16 protein-coding genes are annotated in these 23,232 nt (G+C 68.2%); 7 read left to right on the top strand and 9 right to left on the bottom strand.

Annotated features, from left to right (window positions below; all coding sequences use genetic code 11):
- Positions 1 to 2: 2 nt before the first annotated feature.
- Positions 3 to 818 carry a 3-methyl-2-oxobutanoate hydroxymethyltransferase gene (gene panB / locus F3J15_RS15455; protein WP_069247198.1) on the top strand — a complete coding sequence of 272 codons (816 nt, stop codon included), beginning with the start codon at positions 3 to 5 and terminating at the stop codon, positions 816 to 818.
- Between the two features lie 122 nt (positions 819 to 940).
- On the opposite strand, the gene F3J15_RS15460 is transcribed toward panB, so the two are convergent.
- The 5 genes from F3J15_RS15460 to grpE form a co-directional block, all read right to left on the bottom strand.
- A complete protein-coding gene (locus F3J15_RS15460; RefSeq protein ID WP_166892250.1) occupies positions 941 to 2,869 on the bottom strand; it encodes a bifunctional anthranilate synthase component I family protein/class IV aminotransferase in 1,929 nt (642 codons plus the stop codon).
- Positions 2,870 to 2,882: 13 nt separating this feature from the next.
- Positions 2,883 to 4,019 carry a molecular chaperone DnaJ gene (dnaJ, locus tag F3J15_RS15465; protein ID WP_069247196.1) on the bottom strand — a complete coding sequence of 379 codons (1,137 nt, stop codon included), beginning with the start codon at positions 4,017 to 4,019 and terminating at the stop codon, positions 2,883 to 2,885.
- Between the two features lie 268 nt (positions 4,020 to 4,287).
- A complete protein-coding gene (dnaK, locus tag F3J15_RS15470; protein WP_166892253.1) occupies positions 4,288 to 6,240 on the bottom strand; it encodes a molecular chaperone DnaK in 1,953 nt (650 codons plus the stop codon).
- Between the two features lie 147 nt (positions 6,241 to 6,387).
- A complete protein-coding gene (locus F3J15_RS15475) occupies positions 6,388 to 6,798 on the bottom strand; it encodes a thioredoxin family protein (RefSeq protein ID WP_166892256.1) in 411 nt (136 codons plus the stop codon).
- 10 nt (positions 6,799 to 6,808) lie between these two features.
- Positions 6,809 to 7,354: a nucleotide exchange factor GrpE gene (gene grpE, locus F3J15_RS15480; RefSeq protein WP_069247193.1), complete on the bottom strand. Its 546-nt coding sequence runs from the start codon at positions 7,352 to 7,354 to the stop codon at positions 6,809 to 6,811.
- Between the two features lie 355 nt (positions 7,355 to 7,709).
- Between grpE and F3J15_RS15485 the strand changes: the two genes are divergently transcribed.
- Entirely contained in the window at positions 7,710 to 7,871 is a 162-nt protein-coding gene (locus tag F3J15_RS15485) for a hypothetical protein (RefSeq protein ID WP_006476841.1), read from the top strand.
- On the opposite strand, the gene F3J15_RS15490 is transcribed toward F3J15_RS15485, so the two are convergent.
- The 3 genes from F3J15_RS15490 to hrcA all read right to left on the bottom strand — a co-directional run bounded on the left by F3J15_RS15490 (position 7,843) and on the right by hrcA (position 10,569).
- On the bottom strand, positions 7,843 to 8,250 hold the full coding sequence (locus F3J15_RS15490; protein ID WP_043189537.1) for an RNA-binding S4 domain-containing protein: 408 nt from the start codon (positions 8,248 to 8,250) through the stop codon (positions 7,843 to 7,845). The genes F3J15_RS15485 and F3J15_RS15490 overlap by 29 nt on opposite strands.
- 84 nt (positions 8,251 to 8,334) lie before the next feature.
- Positions 8,335 to 9,399, bottom strand: coding sequence for a ferrochelatase (gene hemH / locus F3J15_RS15495; RefSeq protein WP_069247191.1), 1,065 nt, complete (start codon positions 9,397 to 9,399; stop codon positions 8,335 to 8,337).
- Positions 9,400 to 9,546: 147 nt separating this feature from the next.
- A complete protein-coding gene (gene hrcA / locus F3J15_RS15500) occupies positions 9,547 to 10,569 on the bottom strand; it encodes a heat-inducible transcriptional repressor HrcA (protein ID WP_031399637.1) in 1,023 nt (340 codons plus the stop codon).
- Between the two features lie 131 nt (positions 10,570 to 10,700).
- On the opposite strand from hrcA, the gene F3J15_RS15505 reads away from it, so the two are divergent.
- Positions 10,701 to 11,603 carry an NAD kinase gene (locus F3J15_RS15505; protein ID WP_069247190.1) on the top strand — a complete coding sequence of 301 codons (903 nt, stop codon included), beginning with the start codon at positions 10,701 to 10,703 and terminating at the stop codon, positions 11,601 to 11,603.
- Between the two features lie 19 nt (positions 11,604 to 11,622).
- Positions 11,623 to 13,272 (top strand): DNA repair protein RecN, encoded by a 1,650-nt coding sequence (gene recN, locus F3J15_RS15510; protein WP_166892259.1) that lies wholly within the window; start codon positions 11,623 to 11,625, stop codon positions 13,270 to 13,272.
- Between the two features lie 121 nt (positions 13,273 to 13,393).
- On the opposite strand, the gene glnE is transcribed toward recN, so the two are convergent.
- Positions 13,394 to 16,195: a bifunctional [glutamate--ammonia ligase]-adenylyl-L-tyrosine phosphorylase/[glutamate--ammonia-ligase] adenylyltransferase gene (gene glnE, locus F3J15_RS15515; RefSeq protein WP_166892262.1), complete on the bottom strand. Its 2,802-nt coding sequence runs from the start codon at positions 16,193 to 16,195 to the stop codon at positions 13,394 to 13,396.
- A 228-nt stretch (positions 16,196 to 16,423) separates the two neighbouring features.
- Here glnE and F3J15_RS15520 point away from each other — a divergent pair, with 228 nt between their 5' ends.
- The 3 genes from F3J15_RS15520 to tldD all read left to right on the top strand — a co-directional run bounded on the left by F3J15_RS15520 (position 16,424) and on the right by tldD (position 23,066).
- Complete coding sequence (locus F3J15_RS15520; protein WP_166892264.1) at positions 16,424 to 20,623, top strand: YhdP family protein; 4,200 nt, start codon at positions 16,424 to 16,426, stop codon at positions 20,621 to 20,623.
- 63 nt (positions 20,624 to 20,686) lie between these two features.
- Entirely contained in the window at positions 20,687 to 21,514 is an 828-nt protein-coding gene (locus F3J15_RS15525) for a carbon-nitrogen hydrolase family protein (RefSeq protein WP_069247186.1), read from the top strand.
- 85 nt (positions 21,515 to 21,599) lie between these two features.
- A complete protein-coding gene (tldD, locus tag F3J15_RS15530; protein WP_039361365.1) occupies positions 21,600 to 23,066 on the top strand; it encodes a metalloprotease TldD in 1,467 nt (488 codons plus the stop codon).
- Positions 23,067 to 23,232: the final 166 nt, after the last annotated feature.

Raw genomic sequence — 23,232 nt, forward strand, 5'->3', positions numbered from 1 at the left:
CCATGACCTATCTCCAGGAATCGAGCCGGCCTGCCGTCACGGTGCCCAAGCTGCAGGCAATGCGCGACGCCGGCGAGAAGATCGCGATGCTCACCTGCTACGACGCGAGCTTTTCCGCACTGCTCGACCGTTCGGGCGTCGACGTGCTGCTGATCGGCGATTCGCTCGGCAACGTGCTGCAGGGCCACACGACCACGCTGCCCGTGTCGCTCGACGACATCGCGTATCACACCGCCTGCGTCGCCCGCGCGCAGCCGCGCGCGCTGATCATGGCCGACCTGCCGTTCGGCACGTACGGCACGCCGGCCGAGGCATTCGCCAGCAGCGTCAAGCTGATGCGCGCCGGTGCGCAGATGGTCAAGCTGGAAGGCGGCGAATGGCTCGCCGAGACGATCCGCTTCCTCGTCGAGCGCGCGGTGCCCGTGTGTGCGCACGTGGGCCTCACGCCGCAGTCGGTGCACGCGTTCGGCGGCTTCAAGGTGCAGGGCAAGACCGAAGCCGGCGCCGCGCAACTGCTGCGCGACGCGCGCGCGGTCGAAGCGGCCGGGGCGCAGGTCGTCCTGCTCGAAGCCGTGCCGACGCTGATCGGATCCGAAGTCACGCAGATGCTGCGCGTGCCGACGATCGGCATCGGCGCAGGCGCCGACTGCTCGGGCCAGGTGCTCGTGCTGCACGACATGCTCGGTGTGTTTCCCGGCAAGCGGCCACGCTTCGTGAAGGATTTCATGCAGGGCGAGCCGAACATACAGGCGGCCGTCGAAGCGTACGTGCGCGCGGTCAAGGACGGTTCGTTCCCCGGCCCCGAGCATTCGTTCTGACGTCCGGCGCGGTGCCGGCGATGCGTTCGCCGGCGCCTCGATGAAAAAAAACGCGGCGCCCTTTGCGGGGCGCCGCGTTTTTTTCTTTCTCACGCTGCCGGCAGCGGTCGATTCCCCGCCGGTTACTTCAATACCGCGTCGAGCGCGCCGCGCAGCGCGTTGGTCAGCAACAGCGCCTCCGCACGCGCGAGATCGTCGCGGGTCACGACCCGCTCCGTCGCACCGAACGCACGATCGTCGAGCAGCACGCCGCGCATCACGCCCGGCAGCACGCCGGACTCGAGCGGCGGCGTCACCCACTGGCCGTCGAGCTTCACGAACAGGTTCGAGCGCCCGCCTTCCGTCACCTCGCCGCGCTCGTTGACGAACAGCATGTCGAAGCCGCCAAGCGCCTCTGCCGCCTGCCACGCGCGATCGTATTCGGCGCGGCGCGTGGTCTTGTGCAGCAGCAGCGCATCGCCCGCACGGGTCGGTGCGAAGCCGTGCGCGGACGCCAGCAGCACGCCGACCGGCCCCGCCGGCAGCGGCTTGAGCGGTGCCGCGATGATCTCGATCGTGCCGTCCTTCGCGAGCGCGAGCTTCATCCGGTAAGCGCCGTCGCCGTCGAGCGCCGCGCACCGCGCGTCGATCTCGCGACGCAATGCATCGGCGTCGAAGCGAAAGCCGAACGCATCCGCGCTGCGCTGCAGCCGCGCGAGATGGCGATCGAGATGCCGGATGCCGTCCGCACGCGTGGCGGCCGTCGTTTCGAACAGCTGGAAGCCGGGATCGGCGTCCGTCAGGAATCGTGCTTTCAATTCGCACTCCGCATATTCGTCGGCCGCGACACTGTCGAGCACGATGCCCGCGCCGACGCCCATCGTGCCGCGGCGCCGGCCGGCAATGACCGTTGCCGGATGGCGAGCTTCGGCATCGGCCACGCCGGCACTGCCGTCACCTTCGCTGGCAGCCTCGAGCGTCAGCGTCCGGATCGCGACCGACAGGCAGAAATCGCCGCAACCGGCCAGGCGATCGCCCGGCGCGTCGGAATCGGCGCCTTGCGTCGCAGCGTCAAGCCAGCCGATCGCGCCCGTATAGAGCCCGCGCGGCGTCGACTCGATCGCGTCGATCAGTTCCATCGTCTTGTGCTTCGGCGCGCCCGTGATCGATCCGCACGGAAACAGCGCAAGCAGCATCTGCGCGAACGTCGTCCCGTCGCGCCAGCCGGCCTCGACCGTCGACGTCATCTGCCACACCGACGCATACGGCTCGACGGAGAACAGCGCCGGCACGTGGACCGTGCCGGTGCGCGCGATCCGCGACACGTCGTTGCGCAGCAGGTCGACGATCATCACGTTTTCCGCGCGGTTCTTCGGGTCGTTCGCGAGGAACGTGGCCGCCGCCGCATCGTCGCGCGGGTCGGCCGAACGGGGCGCGGTGCCCTTCATCGGCCGCGCGCGCAGCACGTCGCCGTGCTTCTCGACGAACAGCTCGGGCGAGCACGACACGACCCACGTACCGTCAGGCAATGCGATCAACGCGCCGTAGCGCACGGGCTGGCGCGCACGCAGCCGCCGGTACAGCGCGAGCGGCGTGCCGAACACGTCGAAGTTCAGCCGGTACGTGTAGTTGACCTGATACGAATCGCCCGCGCACAGCGCGTCGTGCACCGCGGCGATCGCCGCGTCGAACGCATCGCGCGACACACTCTTCCCGACATGCGCGACGCCCGCGATCGACGGCGTGCCGCCGCCGTCCTGCTGCGCGAGCCACGCGTCGACTTCGTCGCACGACAGGCGCTCGCAGCGCGCATACAGCAAAAAGCGCAGCGGGGCATGGCCCGGCTGCGCTCGTTGCAGGTTGCGTCCGAATTCGTAATCGCCGACGACGACCGCATGCAGCCCGTCGCGCAGATCCTGCGCCACGGCCGCATCGACCTCGTCGAGCCGAGCCGGATCCGTGCACACGCGTTCGCGCACGAACCCCGAATACAAACGACTCGACCGCGCGAGCGCGGTCGAGTCGCAATCGTCCAAGAGCGCGAACGACGCGCTCTCGTTGCCTTCAGTCATGCTGTTACTCGAGTTACTCGAAGAAGCTCTTCACACGATCGAACCAGCTCTTGCTCTGCGGGCTGTGACGCGCGCCGCCCTCGGCCAGCGATTTCTCGAACTGCTTGAGCAGGTCGCGCTGGTTGTCGGTCAGCTTCACCGGCGTCTCGACCTGCACGTGGACGTACAGATCGCCCGCGATGCTCGAACGCAGCCCCTTGATGCCCTTGCCGCGCAGGCGGAACGTCTTGCCCGACTGCGTGCCTTCCGGCACCGGGAACGACGCACGACCGGCCAGCGTCGGCACCTCGATCTCGCCGCCGAGCGCGGCGGTCGTGAACGGGATCGGCATCTGGCAGTGGAGATCGTCGCCGTCACGCTCGAACACCGAGTGCGGCTTGATGTGGATCTCGACGTACAGGTCGCCCGGCGGCCCACCGTTGATGCCCGGCTCGCCGTTGCCGGCCGAGCGGATCCGCATCCCGTCGTCGATCCCGGCCGGGATCTTCACTTCGAGCGTCTTGGTTTCCTTCACCTTGCCCGACCCGTGGCAATGCACGCACGGCTCGGGGATGTAGGTGCCCGTGCCATGGCACTTCGGGCAGGTCTGCTGGATGCTGAAGAAGCCCTGCGACATGCGCACCGTGCCCTGGCCGTGACAGGTCGGGCAGGTTTCCGGCTTCGTGCCGGGCTTCGCGCCCGACCCGTGGCAGACCTCGCACGATACCCAGCTCGGCACGCGGATCTGCGTGTCGTAGCCGTGTGCGGCCTGCTCGAGCGTGATTTCCATGCTGTAGCGCAGGTCGGCACCGCGATACACCTGCGGGCCGCCGCGGCCGCCGCGCGCGGCGCCGCCCGCTGCCTGGCCGAAGATGTCGCCGAAGATGTCGCCGAACGCGTCCGCGAAGCCGCCGAAGCCCTGTGCGCCCGCACCGCCCATGTTCGGATCGACGCCCGCGTGGCCGTACTGGTCGTACGCTGCCCGCTTCTGGCCGTCCGACAGCATTTCATAGGCTTCCTTCGCCTCCTTGAAATGCTCTTCCGCATCCTTGCTGTCCGGATTGCGGTCAGGGTGATACTTCATCGCAAGCTTGCGATACGCCTTCTTGATTTCGTCGTCGCTCGCATTCTTCGCGACGCCCAGAACCTCGTAGTAATCCCGTTTCGCCATATCGATTCACTGTGCCGCCACGCATCGCGCACGCGACGGCTCCTTTCGCCTGCAGTAAAGTCTCTCGACTCGTCTGGCGCTGCGCCCGTCCGCGGACGGCTCGTGCAGCACCCGCCAAAAAACAAATGTGCCCGGAGGGCCGCGAAGCCCGCCAGGCGTGGAGTCGATCCGGCCATCCGGAAGGAAAGACAGACCGCTTGTCAGCCAACCCGTCAGCCGCGCCGCGCGCGGGTTGCGCGCGCGGCGTGCGGCACCGGGGCAACCCGGCTTAGTCCTTCTTCACTTCCTTGAACTCGGCGTCGACGACATCGTCGGCAGCCTGTTGCGCGCCACCCGCGTGGGCCGCGCCTTCCGCTGCACCCGCTGCGCCGGCCGCACCTGCCTGCTGGGCCTGCATGTCGGCGTACATCTTTTCGCCGAGCTTCTGCGACACCTTGCCGAGCTCCTCGACCTTCGCGTCGATCGCAGCCTTGTCGGCCGACGAGTCCTTCAGCGCTTCCTCGAGCGACTTCAGCGACGCTTCGATGGCTTCCTTCTCGCCCGCGTCCAGCTTGTCGCCGTACTCGGTCAGCGCCTTCTTCGTGCTGTGGACCAGCGCGTCGCCTTGGTTGCGCGAATCAGCCAGCTCGCGCAGCTTGTGATCTTCCGCTGCGTTTGCTTCCGCGTCCTTGATCATCTGGTCGATTTCAGCCTCGGACAGACCCGAGTTCGCCTTGATCGTGATCTTGTTTTCCTTGCCGGTCGCCTTGTCCTTCGCGCCGACGTGCAGGATGCCGTTCGCGTCGATGTCGAAGGTCACTTCGATCTGCGGCACGCCGCGCGGTGCCGGCGGGATGCCTTCGAGGTTGAACTCGCCGAGCAGCTTGTTGCCGGCTGCCATTTCGCGTTCACCCTGGAATACCTTGATCGTCACGGCGCCCTGGTTGTCGTCCGCCGTCGAGTACACCTGAGCGTGCTTCGTCGGGATCGTCGTGTTCTTGCTGATCATCTTCGTCATCACGCCGCCGAGCGTCTCGATGCCGAGCGACAGCGGGGTCACGTCGAGCAGCAGCACGTCCTTGCGGTCGCCCGACAGGACCTGGCCCTGGATCGCCGCGCCGACTGCGACGGCTTCGTCCGGGTTCACGTCACGGCGCGGATCCTTGCCGAAGAATTCCTTCACCTTCTCCAGCACCTTCGGCATACGCGTCTGGCCGCCGACCAGGATCACGTCGTCGATGTCCGACACCTTGACGCCTGCGTCCTTGATCGCGATGCGGCACGGTTCGATCGTGCGCTCGACGAGGTCTTCCACCAGCGCTTCCAGCTTCGCGCGGGTGATCTTCAGGTTCAAGTGCTTCGGACCCGACGCGTCCGCCGTGATGTACGGCAGGTTGATTTCGGTCTGCTGGCTCGACGACAGCTCGATCTTCGCCTTTTCAGCGGCTTCCTTCAGGCGCTGCAGCGCGAGCACGTCCTTCGACAGGTCGACGCCCTGCTCCTTCTTGAACTCGCCGATGATGTAATCGATGATGCGCTGGTCGAAGTCTTCGCCGCCGAGGAACGTGTCGCCGTTGGTCGACAGCACTTCGAACTGCATTTCGCCGTCGACGTCCGCGATTTCGATGATCGACACGTCGAACGTACCGCCGCCGAGGTCATACACGGCGATCTTGCGGTCGCCCTTCTCTGCCTTGTCGAGGCCGAACGCGAGCGCAGCCGCGGTCGGCTCGTTGATGATCCGCTTGACTTCGAGGCCCGCGATGCGGCCGGCGTCCTTGGTGGCCTGGCGCTGGCTGTCGTTGAAGTACGCCGGCACCGTGATCACGGCTTCCGTGACCGGCTCGCCGAGGTAGTCTTCGGCCGTCTTCTTCATCTTGCGCAGCACTTCCGCCGAAACCTGCGGCGGCGCGAGCTTTTCGCCGTGCGCTTCGACCCATGCATCGCCGTTGTCGGCCTTGATGATGGTGTACGGCATCAGGCCGATGTCCTTCTGGACTTCCTTCTCTTCGAAGCGGCGGCCGATCAGGCGCTTCACCGCGAACAGCGTGTTCTTCGGGTTGGTCACCGACTGACGCTTGGCCGGCGCGCCGACGAGCACTTCGTTGTCGTCCATGTAGGCGATGATCGACGGCGTGGTGCGCGCGCCTTCCGAGTTCTCGATGACCTTGACCTGGTTGCCTTCCATGATGGCAACGCACGAGTTCGTGGTGCCGAGGTCAATACCGATGATCTTTCCCATTTTTCCTAATCTCCAGAAATGCTTGTTTGCTGCACGAAACCCCGCGTTTTGGGGCGGTTTCGCGCGCCAGAATTCAACTCTGTTCCCGAAATGCGTCCGTCCGATCCGTTTTCAAGACCTGACGAGCGATGCGGATATTAAATTTTTTCAATCGCCGCCGGCTAGCGGATCGCCGCCCACAGCGGCGATTTTCGCGCGTGCCGCCGACACCGCTGCCTGGAACTGCGCGAGGCCATGCCAGCCCGTCGCGCGGCCGAGCCGCTTGCCGCGGTGGAAGAAGAACCACGTCGGTACGCCGTGCAGCCCGAAGCGGCGCCCCAGCTGGTGGTGTTCATACACGTTGCAATGGAACCACTTCAGGTCCAGCGCGCGGATCGCGTCCGGCTGGGCGAGCATCGCCTTCTTCGCGATCTCGCAGTTGAAGCAGTCGACGCCCCAGAAGAACACCACCGCGAGCGCATCACCCGCGCCGTCGATCGCCGCGTCGAACGTGCCGGCGTCCAGCGCCTGCATGTCGAACGCGTCGAACGCGGCCGGATCGACGCCGGCTGGCAGCATCGCGACGGCCTTACTTCGGCTGCGCGACGGTGACGAGCGCCGGACGCAGCACGCGGTCGGCGATCGTGTAGCCCTTTTGCAGCACGGTGACGACGGTGTTCGGCTCCTGGTCGGCCGGCACCATCGAAATGGCCTGGTGCTGGTGCGGATCGAACTTCTCGCCGACCGGGTTCAGCGCGACGACGCGGCCCTTCTCGAGCGCGCTCGTCAGCTGGCGCAGCGTCAGCTCGACGCCCTCGCGCACTTTCGTGATGTCGCCGGACGTATCGTTGACGGCCGCTTCCAGGCTGTCCAGCACGGGCAGCAGGTGCTCCGCAAAGCTCTCGATCGCGAACTTGTGCGCCTTCGAGACGTCGTCCTGCGCGCGGCGGCGGACGTTCTCGGTCTCGGCCTTCGCCCGCAGGAAGCTCTCCTGCAGCTCGGCGACCTTGGCTTGAGCCTCCGCGAGCGCCGCGTCGGCTGCTTCGGCGGCGGGAGCAGCGCCTTGCGCCGCCTGCTTCTCGCTGCCGATATCTTCGGCCGATTGGGATGCCGGGTTCTCTTGCGTGTTTTCCATGTCGCTGAAAGTCGATTAGAGGTTGAAGCCAAATCGGTAACCGCCGGACCGTATATCCGGTGGCACCGCACATTGCTGGTGCAAATAAGGGTGAAAACTACGATTTCAAGAGGGTTATCCGCCGGCATTCTCCAATACCGCGAAACAACCGCGCGTCACGCCGGGGCATCGGCCGCATAGTCCGCCAGATCGGGCGAAACGGGCGGTAACAACGCTTACCTGGCAAGTACTAGCTTGGCACAGGCCCGCTGCACTACACTCCACTCAAGCGTCGGAAAAGCGTGTTTACCCCTAGCTGACCGCCGCCTGACATCCACCTGGCGCCGTTTTCACCCTTCCTCTCGAGGGGAGTACCATGAAACTGACGTTTGCGATCTCGGTGGTCGCGCTGGTACTCATTGCCGGCACCACCACCATCTGCCTGTCGGGAGCCGTCACCGACCGCACGACCGAATACGGAAGCGCGCGGGCGACCTTCGACCAGATGTTCAGCTCCCACCAGAAAATCTGTCGATGATGCGCCGGTCGCGCTTCGTCGGCCGGCCATGCAATTCGGCTGCCGGCTCACGATACGTGCGGCGCCGCTCCAGTTCGGCGAGCCGTGCGGCCCGCCCCGCTTCCGTTTCCGCATAAAGCGTCTGCGCGACGCTCGCTGGCCCGCGCACGTCGCACACGCCGAGCACGGCAATGTGCCAGACGATGCCGTCGATCGCAATCTCGACCTCGTCGCCCACGCGCACGTCCTTCGCCGGCTTGACCGCCGCGCCGCCAATCTTCACGTGCCCCTTGTCGACCGCATCGGTCGCGAGCGAGCGCGTCTTGAAGAACCGGGCCGCCCACAGCCATTTGTCGATGCGCAGCTTCGCGCCCGGTTCAGTCGAAATCTTGTAATTCATCGCAGCCTCCGCCGGGCCGCCCCAAGGAGGCTGACCGCCCCCTCGGGGGGCAGTGAACGAAGTGAGCGTGGGGGTCGTTTCATCTCAACCCACCGTTTCGGGCTGCGCGGCCCTGACCGGCCAGCCCTGCAGATTCTCGGCGACGATCTCGCCGAGCGCACCGATCCACGCGGACGCGCCATTCAGGCACGGAATGCGGTGGAACGCCTTGCCGCCGCCGGCGAGGAATTCGTCACGCACTTCCATGCCGATCTCCTCGATCGTCTCCAGGCAGTCGGCCGTGAAACCGGGACAGAACACGTCGGCCCGCCGCACGCCGGCCTCGCCAAACTCGCGCAGCGTCGGCGCGGTGTAAGGCTGCAGCCATTCGGCCTTGCCGAAACGCGACTGGAACGTGACACGGCATTCGGTCGTCGACAGCCCGAGCGCGGCCATCAGCAGCGCACCCGTCTGCTGGCACTGGTCGTGATAGGGGTCGCCGAGGTCGAGCGTGCGCTTCGGCACGCCGTGAAAGCTCAGCACGAGCTTGTCGCCGGCCGCGAAGTCGGGCCGGCCGTGCTGCGCCCAATACTGGCGCACCTGCTCGGCCAGCGCATGGATATAGGCCGGATGGTCGGCGTAGTGCCGCACCGTGCGCACCTCGGGCTGGTTGCGCATGCGCGCGAGCGCGTCGAATGCGGCGTCGAAGGCCGTGGCCGTGGTTGACGCCGAGTATTGCGGATACATCGGCATCAGCAGCACGCGCTCGACGCCCGCACGCTTGAACTGCGCGAGCGCGTGCGAAATGTTCGGGCTGCCGTAGCGCATCGCGTAGTCGACCATCACGTGATAGCCGTTCGACGTGAGCAGATGCCGTACGCTGTCGGTCTGGCGCTCCGTGTACACGCGCAGCGGCGAGCCCTCGGGCATCCAGACCGCCGCGTATTTCTTCGCGGACGCGCGGCCGCGCAGCGGCAGGATCAGCGTGCGCAGCAGCACCTGCCAGACGGCCTGCGGAATCTCGACGACCCGCGGATCCGACAGGAATTCGGCCAGGTAGCGCCGCACCGCACGCGGTGTCGGGGCGTCGGGCGTGCCGAGATTGATCAGCAGCACACCGATGCGATGGGCAGCCGCGGTGCTCGAAGGCGGCTCAAGATCGAAACGCATGGGCAATTACGTGCTCGGGGCACGGGACCGGACGGCTCTCAATTATAGCGGGCCGCTCCGCGCCGGTCGGCTGGCCGTTCGGCCGACTGCCGGCACACGCGGTGCCGCGGCACGATGACGGGGCAGGATCGGGCTGGCGACGGCAGGCTACTGCTGGCTCAGCGTGAGCGACAGCAGGCGCGCGGTGATGTCGACGATCGGTATCACGCGGTTGTACGCCATGCGGGTCGGGCCGATCACGCCGAGCGTGCCGACGATCTGCCCGTTCACCTCGTAAGGCGCGGTAACGACGCTCATTTCCTCGATCGGCACGAGCGTCGATTCGCCGCCGATGAAGATCTGCACGCCCTGGGCGTGGCTCGACACGTCGAGCAACTGCAGGAGGCCCGTCTTTTGGTCGAATACGTCGAACAGCTTGCGCAGCCGCGCCATGTCGGACGAGAGATCCGCCACTTCGAGCAGGTTGCGCTCGCCGGAAATCAGCACGGTGTCCTCGGTGTCGGGCACCTCGGTGCTGGCCGTCACGGCGGCGTGCATCAGCGCGGTCATGTCGCCGCGCAACTGGTCGATCTCGTCGCGCAGGCGGCGGCGCACCTCGTCGAACGACAGTCCGGCGAAATGCGCATTGATGTAGTTGGACGCCTCGGTCAGTTGCGACGGCGAGTAATCGCGCGGCGTCGCGAGCATCCGGTTCTGCACGTCGCCCTCGGGCGTGACGATGATCAGCAGGATGCGCTTGTCCGACAGGCGCATGAACTCGATCTGCTTGAACACGTGGCTGCGGCGCGGCGTCAGCACCACGCCCGCGAACTGCGACAGGTTCGACAGCACGCTCGCGGCGGCCGCCACGACCCGCTGCTGCGGCTCGCCGGCCTGCAGCGTGTTCTGCACCTGCCGCGCGACGGCTTCGGCGTCGATCGGCGCCTCGACCGTCAGCATCGTGTCGACGAACAGCCGGTAGCCGCGCGGCGTCGGCACGCGGCCGGCCGACGTGTGCGGGCTCGACACGAGGCCGAGCTCCTCCAGGTCGGACATCACGTTGCGAATCGTTGCCGGGCTCAGCTCGAGCCCGGAGTAACGGGACAACGTGCGCGATCCGACTGGCTGACCGTCGGCGATATACCGTTCGATCAGGGTTTTCAGGAGGGTTCGTGCGCGAGGATCTAGCATGGTGGAAAATTTTAGCGCAACCGCGCGACCGCGGCGAGTGGCGTCGGCTACCGTTGCGCGGGCCGGCCCGATCCGGCCCCGACTGCGCACAGCCGGTTCTTTTCGTCAACGAGCTATGGTGTAATGCCGGCATGAAAACCGGTAATCTGTTCAACACAGTCGCGCTCGTCGGCCGGAGCAACACGCCGAACATCGCCGAGCCGCTCGCCACGCTGGCCGCCTGCATCGCCAAGCGGGGCTTCGAGGTCGTCTTCGAAGCCGAGACCGCGCGCGAGATCGGCATCACCGGCTACCCGGCGCTGACCCCGGCCGAAATCGGGGCGCGTGCCGATGTGGCGGTCGTGCTGGGCGGCGACGGGACGATGCTCGGCATCGGCCGTCAGCTCGCGCCGTACAAGACACCGCTGATCGGGATCAACCACGGGCGGCTCGGCTTCATCACCGATATCGCGGCGGCCGACATGCAGGCGCTCGTCCCGGTGATCCTGTCGGGCAAGTTCGAGCGCGAGGAGCGCGCGCTGCTCGAAGCGCGGATCATGCGCGACGGCGAACCGATCTACCACGCGATCGCCTTCAACGACGTCGTCGTGAACCGCAGCGGCTTCTCCGGGATGGTCGAGCTGCGCGCTTCGGTCGACGGCCGGTACATGTACAACCAGCGTTCGGACGGCCTGATCGTCGCCACGCCGACCGGTTCGACCGCTTACGCGCTGTCGTCGGCCGGCCCGATCCTCCATCCGCAGCTGGCGGGCATCGTGCTCGTGCCGATCGCGCCGCATGCGCTGTCGAACCGGCCGATCGTGCTGCCCGACGATTCGAAAATCGCGATCCAGATCGTCGGCGGCCGCGACGTCAACGTGAACTTCGACATGCAGTCGTTCACCGCGCTCGAACTGAACGACACGATCGAGGTGCGCCGCTCGAAGCATACGGTGCCGTTCCTGCACCCGATCGGCTACAGCTACTACGCGACGCTGCGCAAGAAGCTGCACTGGAACGAACACGCCTCGAACGAAGACGACAAGGCGTCCTGACGCCGCTCTGCCCGACACCATGCTCCGCCACCTCTCGATCCGCGACTTCGTCATCGTCGCCGCGCTCGATCTCGAATTCGACAGCGGCTTTTCCGTCTTTTCCGGTGAAACCGGCGCCGGGAAATCGATCCTGATCGACGCCCTTGCCCTCGCGCTCGGCGAACGTGCCGACGCCAGCGTCGTGCGCACCGGCTGCGGCCGCGCCGACATCACCGCCGAATTCACGCCGCACGACCGCGTCGCGCGCTGGCTCGACGAACATGCGTTCGACACCGAGGACACCGTGATGCTGCGCCGCGTGATCGATGCGAACGGCCGGTCGCGCGCGTTCATCAACGGCACCAGCGCGACGCTCGCGCAACTGCGCGAGCTCGGCGAAATGCTCGTCGACATCCACGGCCAGCATGCGCACCAGCTGCTGATGCGGCCGGATGCGCAGCGCGAGCTGTTCGATACGCACGCGGGGCTCGTCGCCGATGCCGCGAACGTCGCGCGCGCATGGCGCGTGTGGCGCGATGCAACACAGGCGATCGAGGCTGCAAAAGCGCATGAGCGCGAGCTGCAACTCGAACGGGAAAAGCTCGCCTGGCAGCTCGCCGAACTCGACAAGCTCGCGCCGCAAGCCGGCGAATGGGACGAAGTCAGCAACGAGCACAAGCGCCTGTCGCATTCGGCGAACCTGATCGAAGGCGTGCGCGGTGCGCTCAACGCGCTGTCCGAGTCCGACGACGCGATGCTCGCGCAGCTCGGCGCGATCGTGTCGAAGCTGCGCAGCCTCGCCGACTACGACACCTCGCTCGGCGACGCGCTCGCGTCGCTCGAACCGGCCGAGATCCAGTTGCAGGAAGCCGTCTATTCGCTGTCGCACTATGCGCAGCGCGTCGATCTCGATCCCGACCGGCTCGCGCAGGTCGAAACGCGCCTCGATGCGCTGCACTCGACCGCCCGCAAGTTCCGCTTGCCGCCCGACACGCTGCACGAAGAACACGCGGCACGCCGCGCGCAGCTCGCCGCACTCGATGCGGCGGCCGATCTCGGCGCGCTCGAGGCGGTGCAGGCCAAGGCGCGGGAAGCCTATCTCGCCGACGCCAAGCACCTGTCCAAGGCACGCGCGCAGGCCGCCAAGGCGCTCGGCACGGCCGTCACGGCTGGCATGCAGGAACTGTCGATGGCGGGCGGGAGCTTCGAAGTCGCGCTCGTGCCGCTCGCCGACGGCGGCCCGCACGGGCTCGAACAGGTCGAATTCCGGGTCGCCGGGCACCCCGGCGTGCCGCTGCGGCCGCTCGCGAAGGTTGCGTCGGGCGGTGAGCTCGCGCGGATCAGCCTCGCGCTCGCGGTGATCGCCAGCGCGGCAAGCCCGACGCCGACGCTGATCTTCGACGAAGTCGATACGGGGATCGGCGGCGGCGTCGCCGAAGTGGTCGGCCGCCTGCTGCACCAGCTCGGGCGCGATCGCCAGGTGCTGTGCGTGACGCACCTGCCGCAGGTCGCCGCGCGCGGCGATCACCACTACCAGGTCGCAAAAGGCGCCGACGACCGTGGCGGTACGGTGTCGACCGTCGTCGCACTCGACCGCGCGAACCGGATCGAGGAAGTCGCGCGGATGCTCGGCGGGCTCGAGATCACGGCCACGACGCGCAAGCACGCGAAGGAAATGCTGGCCGCCTGACGCCGGCCACCCGTTATCCGTTCGTCGAACGCAAGAAGACCGGCGCATGCGCCGGTCTTCTTTTTGGCACGGCGGGCAGCACAATCGTGTCCGCCCTGCCGTCCCGCATCGAACGGCCGTTTCAACTGTCCGTTTCAACCGCCCCGAACACGCGCTCCCACAGCGCCGTCACGGCCGCCCGCTCGTCGGCCACCACGGCCGGATCGACCCGCGCCTTCTCCATCCCGTCGAGCCGCAGCTTGTGCTGCAGCTTCCGGTACTTCCGGTACGCCGCCCCGACGCGCTCGGCCTCGTCCTCGCCCATCAGCCCGAAGCGCGCGACCTCGCGCAGCAGCGCGATGTTGCCCGTGTTGCGGATCAGCTCGGCGTCGCTCGACGCGTGCAACAGCACCCAGTACTGGACGATGAACTCGATGTCGACCATCCCGCCGCGATCGTGCTTCAGGTCGAACAGCTCGGTCTGGTTCGGGTGGCCGGCGAACACCTTGCCGCGCATGTCGACGATTTCCTTCGCGAGCACGCCGCCGTCGCGCGGCGTCGTCAGCACCTGCTGGCGGATCGCCTCGAAGTCCGCGCCGATCTGCGCGTCGCCCGCGCTGTAGCGGGCACGCGTCAGCGCCTGATGCTCCCAGACCCACGCGGTATTCGCGGCGTCGCCCTCGCGCAGCTGGTAGCGGCGGAACGCGTCGAGATCGGTGACGAGCAGCCCGGCCTCGCCGTTCGGCCGCAGCCGCAGGTCGATGTCGAACAGCGCGCCCGCCCCGGTCGCCGTGGTGAGCCACGTGATCAGGCGCCGCGTAAACGTTGTGTAGACGTCCGCCGAGCGGTCGTCGGCGTCGTCGTACAGGAAGATCAGGTCGAGATCCGATGCGTAGCCGAGTTCCTTGCCGCCCAGCTTGCCGTACGCGATCACCGCGAACTTCGGCACGTCGCGATGGCGCTTCGCGAGCTGCGACCAGACGACTTCGATCGTCACGTCGAGCACCGCGTCGGCCAGCTCGGACAGCCGGTCGCTCACGTGCTCGACCGACAGTTGCCCGGCCAGATCGATCAGCAGGATCCGGAACACCTCCGCGTGCTGGGCGTGCCGCAGCAGGTCCATCTGTTGCTCGGGGCCGTCGGCCGCGGCGAGTCGCGCGCGCAGTGCGTCCTTGAACGCGGGCCAGTCGAACGGGCTCGCGATCGCCTCGTCGTCGAGCAGTTCGTCGAGCAGTTGCGGATGGCGGATCAGGTAGCCGCCGCCCCAGCGCGTCGCACCGAGCACCGACAGCACGCGGTCGAGCGCGGCCGGATATTCGGTCAGCAGCGCGAGATAGACACCGCGCCGGCTGACCGTCTCGAGCAGGTCGAACAGGCGCACGATCGTGTCGTCACGGCGCGCCGCGTCGATGTTCGGCGCGGCGTCGAGCGCCCGCTGCGCGACGCTGTCGAAGCGCTGTCGGCTCTTTTCCGGCAGGCCCGTGTAGCGCGACGACTGCCAGATCGCGCGCAGCCGGGCGAGCACGGTGGCCGGATCCGTAAAGCCGAGGCCGTCGAGACGCGCGACCAGCGCGTCGTCCTCGCCGTCGTCGGCCAGCGCGCCGCTCCAGATCCACGCGGCGGCCGTGTCGTCGCCGGCCGCGCAGGGCGCGCCGCTCGCCTTGTCGGCAAAAATCTGGTCGAACTGCGCTTCGACGAACGTGCGGTGGCCGTCCAGCACCGTCATCAGCGCCGCATAGTCGGCAAAGCCCAGCGACGCGGCCAGCGCCGCGCGTTCGTCCGGCTCGACCGGCATCGCGTGCGTCTGCGCGTCGTTGCGGTACTGCAGCCGGTGCTCGAGTGTGCGCAGGAAGTTGTAGGCATCGGTCAGGCGCGCACGCACATCCTCGCCGATCAGCCCGCGCGCCTGCGCATGGCGCAGCACCGCGAGCGTCGGCCGCACGCGGAATTCCGCATCCTGGCCGCCGCGGATCAGCTGGAACACCTGCGCACTGAATTCGATCTCGCGGATCCCGCCGCGCCCGAGCTTGATGTCGTCGGCCTTGTCGGGCCGCATCGACGCGCGGCGCGCGGCTTCCTGCCGGATCTGCTGGTGCAGCGAGCGGATCGCGCCGATCACACCGAAGTCGAGGTAGCGGCGGTACACGAACGGCTTGACGATCGATTCGAGCTGCGACGCCAGCCGTTGCGCCGCGTCGCTGTCGCCTTCCGACACGAGCCGCCCCTTGATCCACGCATAGCGCTCCCACTCGCGGCCCTGCACGTAGAAATATTCCTCGAGCATGCCGAGGCTGCAGACGAGCGGCCCCGAATCGCCGTTCGGACGCAGCCGCATGTCGACGCGAAACACGTAGCCGTCGGCGGTGACTTCCGACAACACGCCGATCAGCCGCCGGCCGAGCCGCGTGAAGTATTCCTGCGTGGACAGCGGCGAACGCGCGCCGCCGGTCGTCTCGCCGTCGTCCTCGTAGACGAAGATCAAGTCGATGTCCGACGACACGTTCAACTCACGGCCGCCGAGCTTGCCCATCCCGACCACGCCGAGCACGACGCGCTGGCCGTCGGCACCGCGCGGCTCGCCGTACAGCGCCTCGAGCTCGGCCGACAGCAGCGCGAGCGAGCGCTGCACGGCCACTTCCGCGAGATCGGTCATCGCGCCCGTCACTTCGGCGACGTCCGCCACCCCGCGCAGGTCACGCTCCGCCACCGCGCCGAACACCTCGGCGCGCAGTTGCCGCAGTGCGCGCTTCAGTTGCTCCTCGGTCGGCGCGGCCGTGCCGGCCGGCGTCGCGAGCAGTTCGGTGAGGCGCGCGTCGAGCTGCGCGCGACCGAGCGGCGCGGCAGCCCACGCAGCGACCTGGTCGACCAGCGCGGGTCGCGCGGCGGCCGCGCGGGCCAGATAACGGGAATAGGACGTGCTGATCAGGGCGGAAGCGTCGGTCATCGAGAAGCGGGCCTGGCGGAACGGCCGGCCGGCACGGGAAACGCACGCGCGCCCCGCTCCCGACCGGCTCCATGGACTCGGCGCGGCGTCGCGGGGGCGAGTGCGCCCGTCGCGAAACCGCGCGCCGGAAAGCCCGTGCCACGCTGCCGCAACGGCCGCCGGCACGAACCCGTGTGATACATTTCTACGTCAGTCTGCAAAACTACCATATCGCCGCCCGTCCGCCGCATGCCCGACCGTCAGGAATCCGCCGTAGCTGCGCCCGAAGCGGGACCTCCGAAGCACGATCACCCGGTCTTGCGTCGCGTGTTCAAAGTGACGCTGGCAGTCGGGATCGGCACCTACTTCGTCGCTGCGGGCACGTTCCTCGGGCTGCGGTACGTCCTGCTGCCCCGCATCGACGAATTCCGCCCGCGCATCGAACGCGCGGTGTCCGACAAGCTCCACGCGCAGCTTTCGATCGGCAAGCTTTCCCCGAACTGGTCCGGCATGCAGCCGGGCGTCGAACTTACGAACCTGACGATCCGCGGCCGTGACGGCAAGGTCGCGCTGTCGGTGCCGCATGCGACGGCCGCGCTGTCGTGGATGTCGCTGCTGCGGCTGTCGCCCGCGCTGTCGAGCCTGATCGTCGACCAGCCCGACCTGGTCGTCGCGCGTGCCGCCGACGGCTCGCTGAGCATCGCGGGCGTCGGCGTGGCGACCACCCACGGCGGCAACGACACGTTCGGCACGTGGCTGCTGAAGCAGGAGGCGATCGTGCTGCGCGGCGGCACGCTGCGCTGGCGCGACGCGCAGCATGACGCGCCGGAGCTCGTGCTGTCGGGCATCCGGATCGCGGTGCTCAATGCCGGCCGCGTGCACAAGGCCGCGCTGCAGGCGCCTGCGAACGGCACGCTGCTGCTCGGCCCGCTCGACTTCCGTGCGCGCTTCAAGCACAAGCCGCTCGCGCCGGTCGGCAAGCCGGCGAACTGGACGGGCGACGCGTACCTGTCGACGGGCCCGGTCGACCTGCAGACGCTCGCGCGCTACCTCGACATGCCGCTCACGATCCACGCGGGCCGGATCGACAACGCGATCTGGGCCACCTTCGGCGACGGCCACCTGCATTCGGCGGGCGGCGACCTGCAGGGCGCGGACGTCGCGCTGCGCGTGCGCCCGACGCAGCCGCGGCTCGACGTGCCGACGGTCGGCTTCGGCTGGGACATGCAGCTCGACGCCGGCCACGACTACACGCTGCACCTGACGCGCTTCAACGCGGAGCTCGGCCAGCCGCCGCTGCCGGACGGCACGCCGCTCGCCCGCTCGCTCGCGCTGTCGACGCTGACGGCCCGCTACCGCGTGCCGACCGTGAACCAGGGGCAGTTGCTGAGCGTGGTCGGCGACCGCGTCGATCTCGGCATCCTCAGCGAATTCATCCGCGGGCTGCCGCTGCCTGCACGCCTGCGCAACGAGCTGATCAAGCTCGACCCGCGCGGGATGGTGTCGAACTATCACATCGAGGTCGAGCGCGCGAAACCCGCACACGCGGACCTCGCCGATGAGGAGCGGCGCATGGGCGCGGCGCCGATCGTGCGCTACCGATTCCTCGGCGACCTGCAAGGCATCAGCTTCGCCGCGCAGGAGCCGCCGCCCGGGCTCTCGCCGCGCGGCCACCCGCGTGCCGGCTGGCCGGGTGTCGAGAACCTGTGGGGCCGCGTCGACGCGAACGAGACTGGCGGCTCCGCACATTTCGACACGGTCAACGCGGCCGTCACGGTACCCGGCGAATTCGACGAGCCGCGCCTGACGTTCGACCGGCTGCGCGGCAATGCCAAATGGACGATCACGCCCGAGCCCGGCGACAAGCACGCGCGCGTCGACGTGTCGCTGCCCGACCTGTTCGTGTCGAACCCCGATGCCGAAATCGCGGTGTCGGGCTCGTACACGAACCCCGGCCACGGCCGCGGCTCGCTCGACCTGCGCGCCGATTTCGCCCGGGCGTCGGTGGCGCGCATTCCGCGCTACCTCCCGACCGGGATGTCCGAGCACCTGCGCGACTATCTCGGCCACGCACTGCAGGACGGCCAGGTGACCAAGGGCGCGTCGATCGTCGCCCGTGGCCCGCTCGAGAAATTCCCGTTCGAACACGAGCCGGACGCCGGCGTGTTCCACATCGTCGCGCCGTTCACCGGCGGCCGCTTCGAACCGACGCCGTACCCGCCGCGCAAGCTCGCGAACGGCACGCCGAGCATCTGGCCGGCGCTCGACGGGATCGACGGCGTATTCGAACTCGCGCAGAACAAGCTGCGCTTCGACATCCACCGCGCACACTACAAGCGCGTCGCACTGACGAAGGTCGCGGGCCGCATCGACGATCTCGGCAATCCGAGCCACTCGCCGCTGATCATCGACGGCCATGCGCAGGGCCCGCTCGCCGACCTGATCGACTACGCGGACAACAGCTCGCTCGGCACGATGAGCGGGCACATCGGCCAGCGGATCGACGCGCAGGGGCCCGCGTCGCTCGGGCTCAAGATCACGATTCCGCAGCACGTCGCGCATCCGCACACGCACGTCGAAGGCGCGCTCGCATTCGGCGGCAACACGCTGACGACCAGCGGCGTGCCGCCGCTGTCCGCACTGCGCGGCAGTGTCCGGTTCACCGAGGCCGGCGCATCGCTGCACGAACTCTCGGGGCGCTTCCTCGGCGGCCCGGTGCGCGCGAACGGCAACTTCCAGTCGCACGGGCCCTACACGGTGGACGTCGACGGCCGGCTCGCACTCGACGCCGCGCGCGGCCTGAACCTGCACGGCCCGGCCGCCGCGCTGCTCGAGCACGTGGTCGGCGACGCGCCGTACAAGGTCGCCGTACGCGGCGCGCCGGGCCGCCTGCCCGACATCAGCGCGCATTCCGACCTGACCGGCGTCGCGCTGAATTTCCCCGCGCCGTTCGCGAAGGCGGCCGGCACGCCGATGCCGTTCAACTTCACGCTGCAGCCGGCGCCGCAAGCGGACGGCAAGCGCCTCGAGCACGCCGACCTGACGCTCGGCCCCGTGTCCGCGACCTACCTGCTCGACGCGACGCGCGGCCAGCCGCTGCGCGCGGTGCGCGGCGCGATGGGCATCCACCGGATGCCCGACATGCCGCAGGACGGCGTGAGCGCGGCCGTCGACGTCAACGAACTGGACGCCGATGCGTGGCTCGCGCTTGCCCATACGTTGAAGTCCGACACGCCGCGCGCGCCGGAGCCGCAGGCCGCGCCGCGCGTCGATTTCGCGAGCTTCGCGCCGAAGCGCTTCGCGTTCCATTTCGGCACGCTGAAGCTGCTCAAACGCAACTGGGAAAACGTGATCGTCGGCGCGTCGCACATCGACGAGCTGTGGCAGGCGAACATCGCGTCGAACCAGGTGTCGGGCTACCTGTCGTGGGCGCCGGGCGGCGGCCACAACGGCGCGGGCGTGCTGAACGCGCGGCTCGCGAAGCTCGTGGTGCCCGACAGCGCGCAGCACGATCTCGTCGGCCGCGCGATGAACCTGCCGACGCCGACCGACCGCCCGATACCGTCGATCGACCTGATCGTCGACCAGGTCGTCGCGCGCAACCACGACATCGGCCGCCTCGTCGTCAACGCGCGCAATATCGATGAAGCCGGCACGCCGGTCTGGCAGCTCGACAAACTGGAGCTGGCGAACCCGGACGCGAAGCTGACGGCGACCGGCAACTGGCGCACGTCGCGCCGCGCGCTCGCCCGCGGCACCGACGAGAGCGACGCACCGCGCCGCACCGTGTTCGACTTCAAGCTCGACATCGGCAACGCGGGCGCGCTGCTCGACCGCGTCGGCCTGCCGCGCACGCTGGCAAACGGCCATGGCTCGGTGACCGGCAAGGTCGGCTGGCGCGGCGGCCCGACCGCGCTCCACTTCCCGTCACTCGGCGGCCAGATCGCGATCGATCTCGAACACGGCCAGATCCTGAAGGTCGACCCGGGCGCGGCGAAGCTGCTCGGCGTGCTGAGCCTTCAGAGCCTCGCGCGCTTCCTGACGCTGAATTTCCGCGACGTGATCGGCAAGGGGCTGCCGTTCGACAAGATTACCGGCACCGGCCAGATCTCGAACGGGATCGCCCGCACCGACGACTTCTCGATGATGACGGGGCCCGCGAACGTCTCCGTGCGCGGCGCGGTCGATCTCGGCGCCGAGACGCAGGACCTGCATGCGCACGTCGCACCGAAGATCAGCGCGGGCGCCGCCGCGATCGGGGCGGCCATCATCAACCCGCTGCTCGGCGTCGGCGTGCTGGCCGCGAACTATGCGCTGTCGGAGACGCTGTCGCGCGCGTTCGCGCTCGACTACGCGATCACCGGCTCGTGGGCGCACCCGCACATCGAGCGGGTGCGGGGCGATCAGGGTAAGATGAATCACGGTCCGGCCGATGCGGCGAATCATTGAGCCGCGCGTCGAATCGCGCACGGTGCCGGGCCGCACCCCATTTATGACGCAACCGATCCTGCGATGACCGACCACACCCGTTCCGCCACGCCCTTCCAGGTCGCCGCGCTGCAGATGGTGAGCACGCCGGACGTCGCGCGCAATCTCGCCGAAGCCCGCCGCCTGATCGCGGAAGCCGCCGGCGAAGGCGCGCAGCTCGTGCTGCTGCCCGAGTATTTCTGCTTCATGGGCCACCGCGACACCGACAAGCTCGCGCTCGCCGAACCCTACCAGGACGGCCCGGTCCAGCGCTTCCTCGCGGACGCCGCGCGTCGCCACGGCATCTGGGTGATCGGCGGCACGCTGCCGCTGAAGGCGCCGGAGCCCGATCGCGTGCTCAACACGACGCTCGTGTTCGATCCGTCCGGCAACGAAGCCGCGCGCTACGACAAGATCCACCTGTTCAACTTCGAGAAAGGCGACGAGTCGTTCGACGAGGCGCGCACGATCCGCGCGGGCGATACGGTCGTCGCGTTCGACGCGCCGTTCGGGCGGGTCGGCCTGTCGGTCTGTTACGATCTCCGCTTTCCGGAGCTGTATCGCAGGATGGGCGACTGCGCGCTGATCGTCGTCCCGTCGGCGTTTACGTATACGACGGGCCGCGCGCACTGGGAAACGCTGCTGCGCGCGCGGGCCGTCGAAAACCAGTGCTACGTGCTCGCGGCCGCGCAAGGCGGCAAGCACGAGAACGGCCGGCGCACCTGGGGCCACAGCATGCTGATCGACCCGTGGGGCGAGATCGTCGCGGTCCGTGACGTCGGTGCCAGCGTCGTGCTCGGCGCGATCGATCCGCAGCGCATCGCCGACGTGCGCCAGAGCCTGCCCGCGTGGCGGCACCGCGTGCTGACCTGAATCCGCCGCACCGCTTGAAACGCCGCGCGGCCAACCCATCTGCCCAGAAGCACCCGACAACTTTTTGAGAAACCCCGATATCCGCATGAACATCATCGAACCCGGCATCCGCAACCTCGCGCTGGCGAAGGACATCCTGCTCACGCCGTACGGCCTCGACGAAAGCCTGCTCACGCGCACGATCGCCGACATCTTCACGCATCGCGTCGACTATGCGGACCTGTACTTCCAGGCGACCCGCAGCGAAGCGTGGAGCCTCGAGGAAGGCATCGTCAAATCGGGCAGCTTCAGCATCGACCAGGGCGTCGGCGTGCGCGCGGTCGCGGGCGACCGCACCGCGTTCGCGTATTCCGACGACCTGTCGCCGGAAGCGATCGCGCAAGCCGCTGCGGCCACCAAGGCAATCGCGGCGGCCGGCGGCGGCCGCCAGAAGATCAAGGCGGCATCGTCGCTGAAGGGCATCTCGGGCCGCGACCTGTACCTGCCGTCCGATCCGCTCGCGTCGCTCGACGCGACGGCCAAGGTCAAGCTGCTCGAACGCATCGAGCAGATGGCGCGCGGCCGCGACCCGCGCATCACGCAGGTGATGGCAGGCCTCGCCGGCGAATACGACGTCGTGCTGGTCGCCCGCAGCGACGGCGCGCTCGCGGCCGACATCCGCCCGCTCGTGCGTGTGTCGGTCACGGTGATCGCCGAGCAGAACGGCCGCCGCGAGATCGGCTCCGGCGGCGGCGGCGGCCGCTTCGACTACGGCTATTTCACCGACGACGTGCTGTCGCGCTACGTCGACGACGCCGTGCATGCGGCGCTCGTGAACCTCGACGCCCGCCCCGCGCCGGCCGGCGCGATGACGGTCGTGCTCGGGCCGGGCTGGCCGGGCGTGCTGCTGCACGAGGCGATCGGCCACGGTCTCGAAGGCGACTTCAACCGCAAGGGTTCGTCGGCATTCGCGGGCCGGATCGGCGAGCGGGTCGCCGCGAAGGGCGTGACCGTCGTCGACGACGGCACGCTGCCGAACCGCCGCGGCTCGCTGAACATCGACGACGAAGGCAACCCGACGCAGTGCACGACGCTGATCGAGGACGGCATCCTGAAGGGCTACATCCAGGACACGCTGAACGCACGCCTGATGAAGATGCCGGTGACCGGCAACGCGCGCCGCGAATCGTACGCGGCGCTGCCGATGCCGCGCATGACCAACACGTACATGCTGAACGGCGACAAGGATCCGCAGGAAATCATCGCGTCGGTGAAGAACGGCCTGTACGCGGTGAACTTCGGCGGCGGCCAGGTCGACATCACGAACGGCAAGTTCGTGTTCTCGGCGTCCGAGGCGTACATGATCGAGAACGGCAAGATCACCTACCCGGTGAAGGGCGCGACGCTGATCGGCAGCGGCCCTGAATCGCTGAAGGACGTGAGCATGATCGGCAACGACATGTCGCTCGACTCGGGTGTCGGCGTGTGCGGCAAGGAAGGCCAGAGCGTGCCGGTCGGCGTCGGCCAGCCGACCCTGCGGATCGACAGGATGACGGTCGGCGGTACGGCATAACCGCATCGTGGCGCAGACATTCCGCGCATTTTGAAGAAAACGCGCGGAATGTCCGCATTTTTGACGTTTCCCGGTTGCCAGCCGCCCGGCGACGGGGTATAAATTCCGAATCAACTTTTTTGACGAACCGAATCTCCGTCATGTCCGCCAAGTTTTACTTTTACTT

Source organism: Burkholderia sp. Ap-955, assembly GCF_011753045.1.
GTDB lineage: Bacteria > Pseudomonadota > Gammaproteobacteria > Burkholderiales > Burkholderiaceae > Burkholderia > Burkholderia lata_D.

Bases quoted from the DNA above. Each gene is read 5' to 3' on its own strand.
- panB (WP_069247198.1), top strand. From the start codon at position 3: ATGACCTATCTCCAGGAATCGAGCCGGCCTGCCGTCACGGTGCCCAAG.
- F3J15_RS15460 (WP_166892250.1), bottom strand. From the start codon at position 2,869: ATGACTGAAGGCAACGAGAGCGCGTCGTTCGCGCTCTTGGACGATTGC.
- dnaJ (WP_069247196.1), bottom strand. From the start codon at position 4,019: ATGGCGAAACGGGATTACTACGAGGTTCTGGGCGTCGCGAAGAATGCG.
- dnaK (WP_166892253.1), bottom strand. From the start codon at position 6,240: ATGGGAAAGATCATCGGTATTGACCTCGGCACCACGAACTCGTGCGTT.
- F3J15_RS15475 (WP_166892256.1), bottom strand. From the start codon at position 6,798: ATGCTGCCAGCCGGCGTCGATCCGGCCGCGTTCGACGCGTTCGACATG.
- grpE (WP_069247193.1), bottom strand. From the start codon at position 7,354: ATGGAAAACACGCAAGAGAACCCGGCATCCCAATCGGCCGAAGATATC.
- F3J15_RS15485 (WP_006476841.1), top strand. From the start codon at position 7,710: ATGAAACTGACGTTTGCGATCTCGGTGGTCGCGCTGGTACTCATTGCC.
- F3J15_RS15490 (WP_043189537.1), bottom strand. From the start codon at position 8,250: ATGAATTACAAGATTTCGACTGAACCGGGCGCGAAGCTGCGCATCGAC.
- hemH (WP_069247191.1), bottom strand. From the start codon at position 9,399: ATGCGTTTCGATCTTGAGCCGCCTTCGAGCACCGCGGCTGCCCATCGC.
- hrcA (WP_031399637.1), bottom strand. From the start codon at position 10,569: ATGCTAGATCCTCGCGCACGAACCCTCCTGAAAACCCTGATCGAACGG.
- F3J15_RS15505 (WP_069247190.1), top strand. From the start codon at position 10,701: ATGAAAACCGGTAATCTGTTCAACACAGTCGCGCTCGTCGGCCGGAGC.
- recN (WP_166892259.1), top strand. From the start codon at position 11,623: ATGCTCCGCCACCTCTCGATCCGCGACTTCGTCATCGTCGCCGCGCTC.
- glnE (WP_166892262.1), bottom strand. From the start codon at position 16,195: ATGACCGACGCTTCCGCCCTGATCAGCACGTCCTATTCCCGTTATCTG.
- F3J15_RS15520 (WP_166892264.1), top strand. From the start codon at position 16,424: ATGCCCGACCGTCAGGAATCCGCCGTAGCTGCGCCCGAAGCGGGACCT.
- F3J15_RS15525 (WP_069247186.1), top strand. From the start codon at position 20,687: ATGACCGACCACACCCGTTCCGCCACGCCCTTCCAGGTCGCCGCGCTG.
- tldD (WP_039361365.1), top strand. From the start codon at position 21,600: ATGAACATCATCGAACCCGGCATCCGCAACCTCGCGCTGGCGAAGGAC.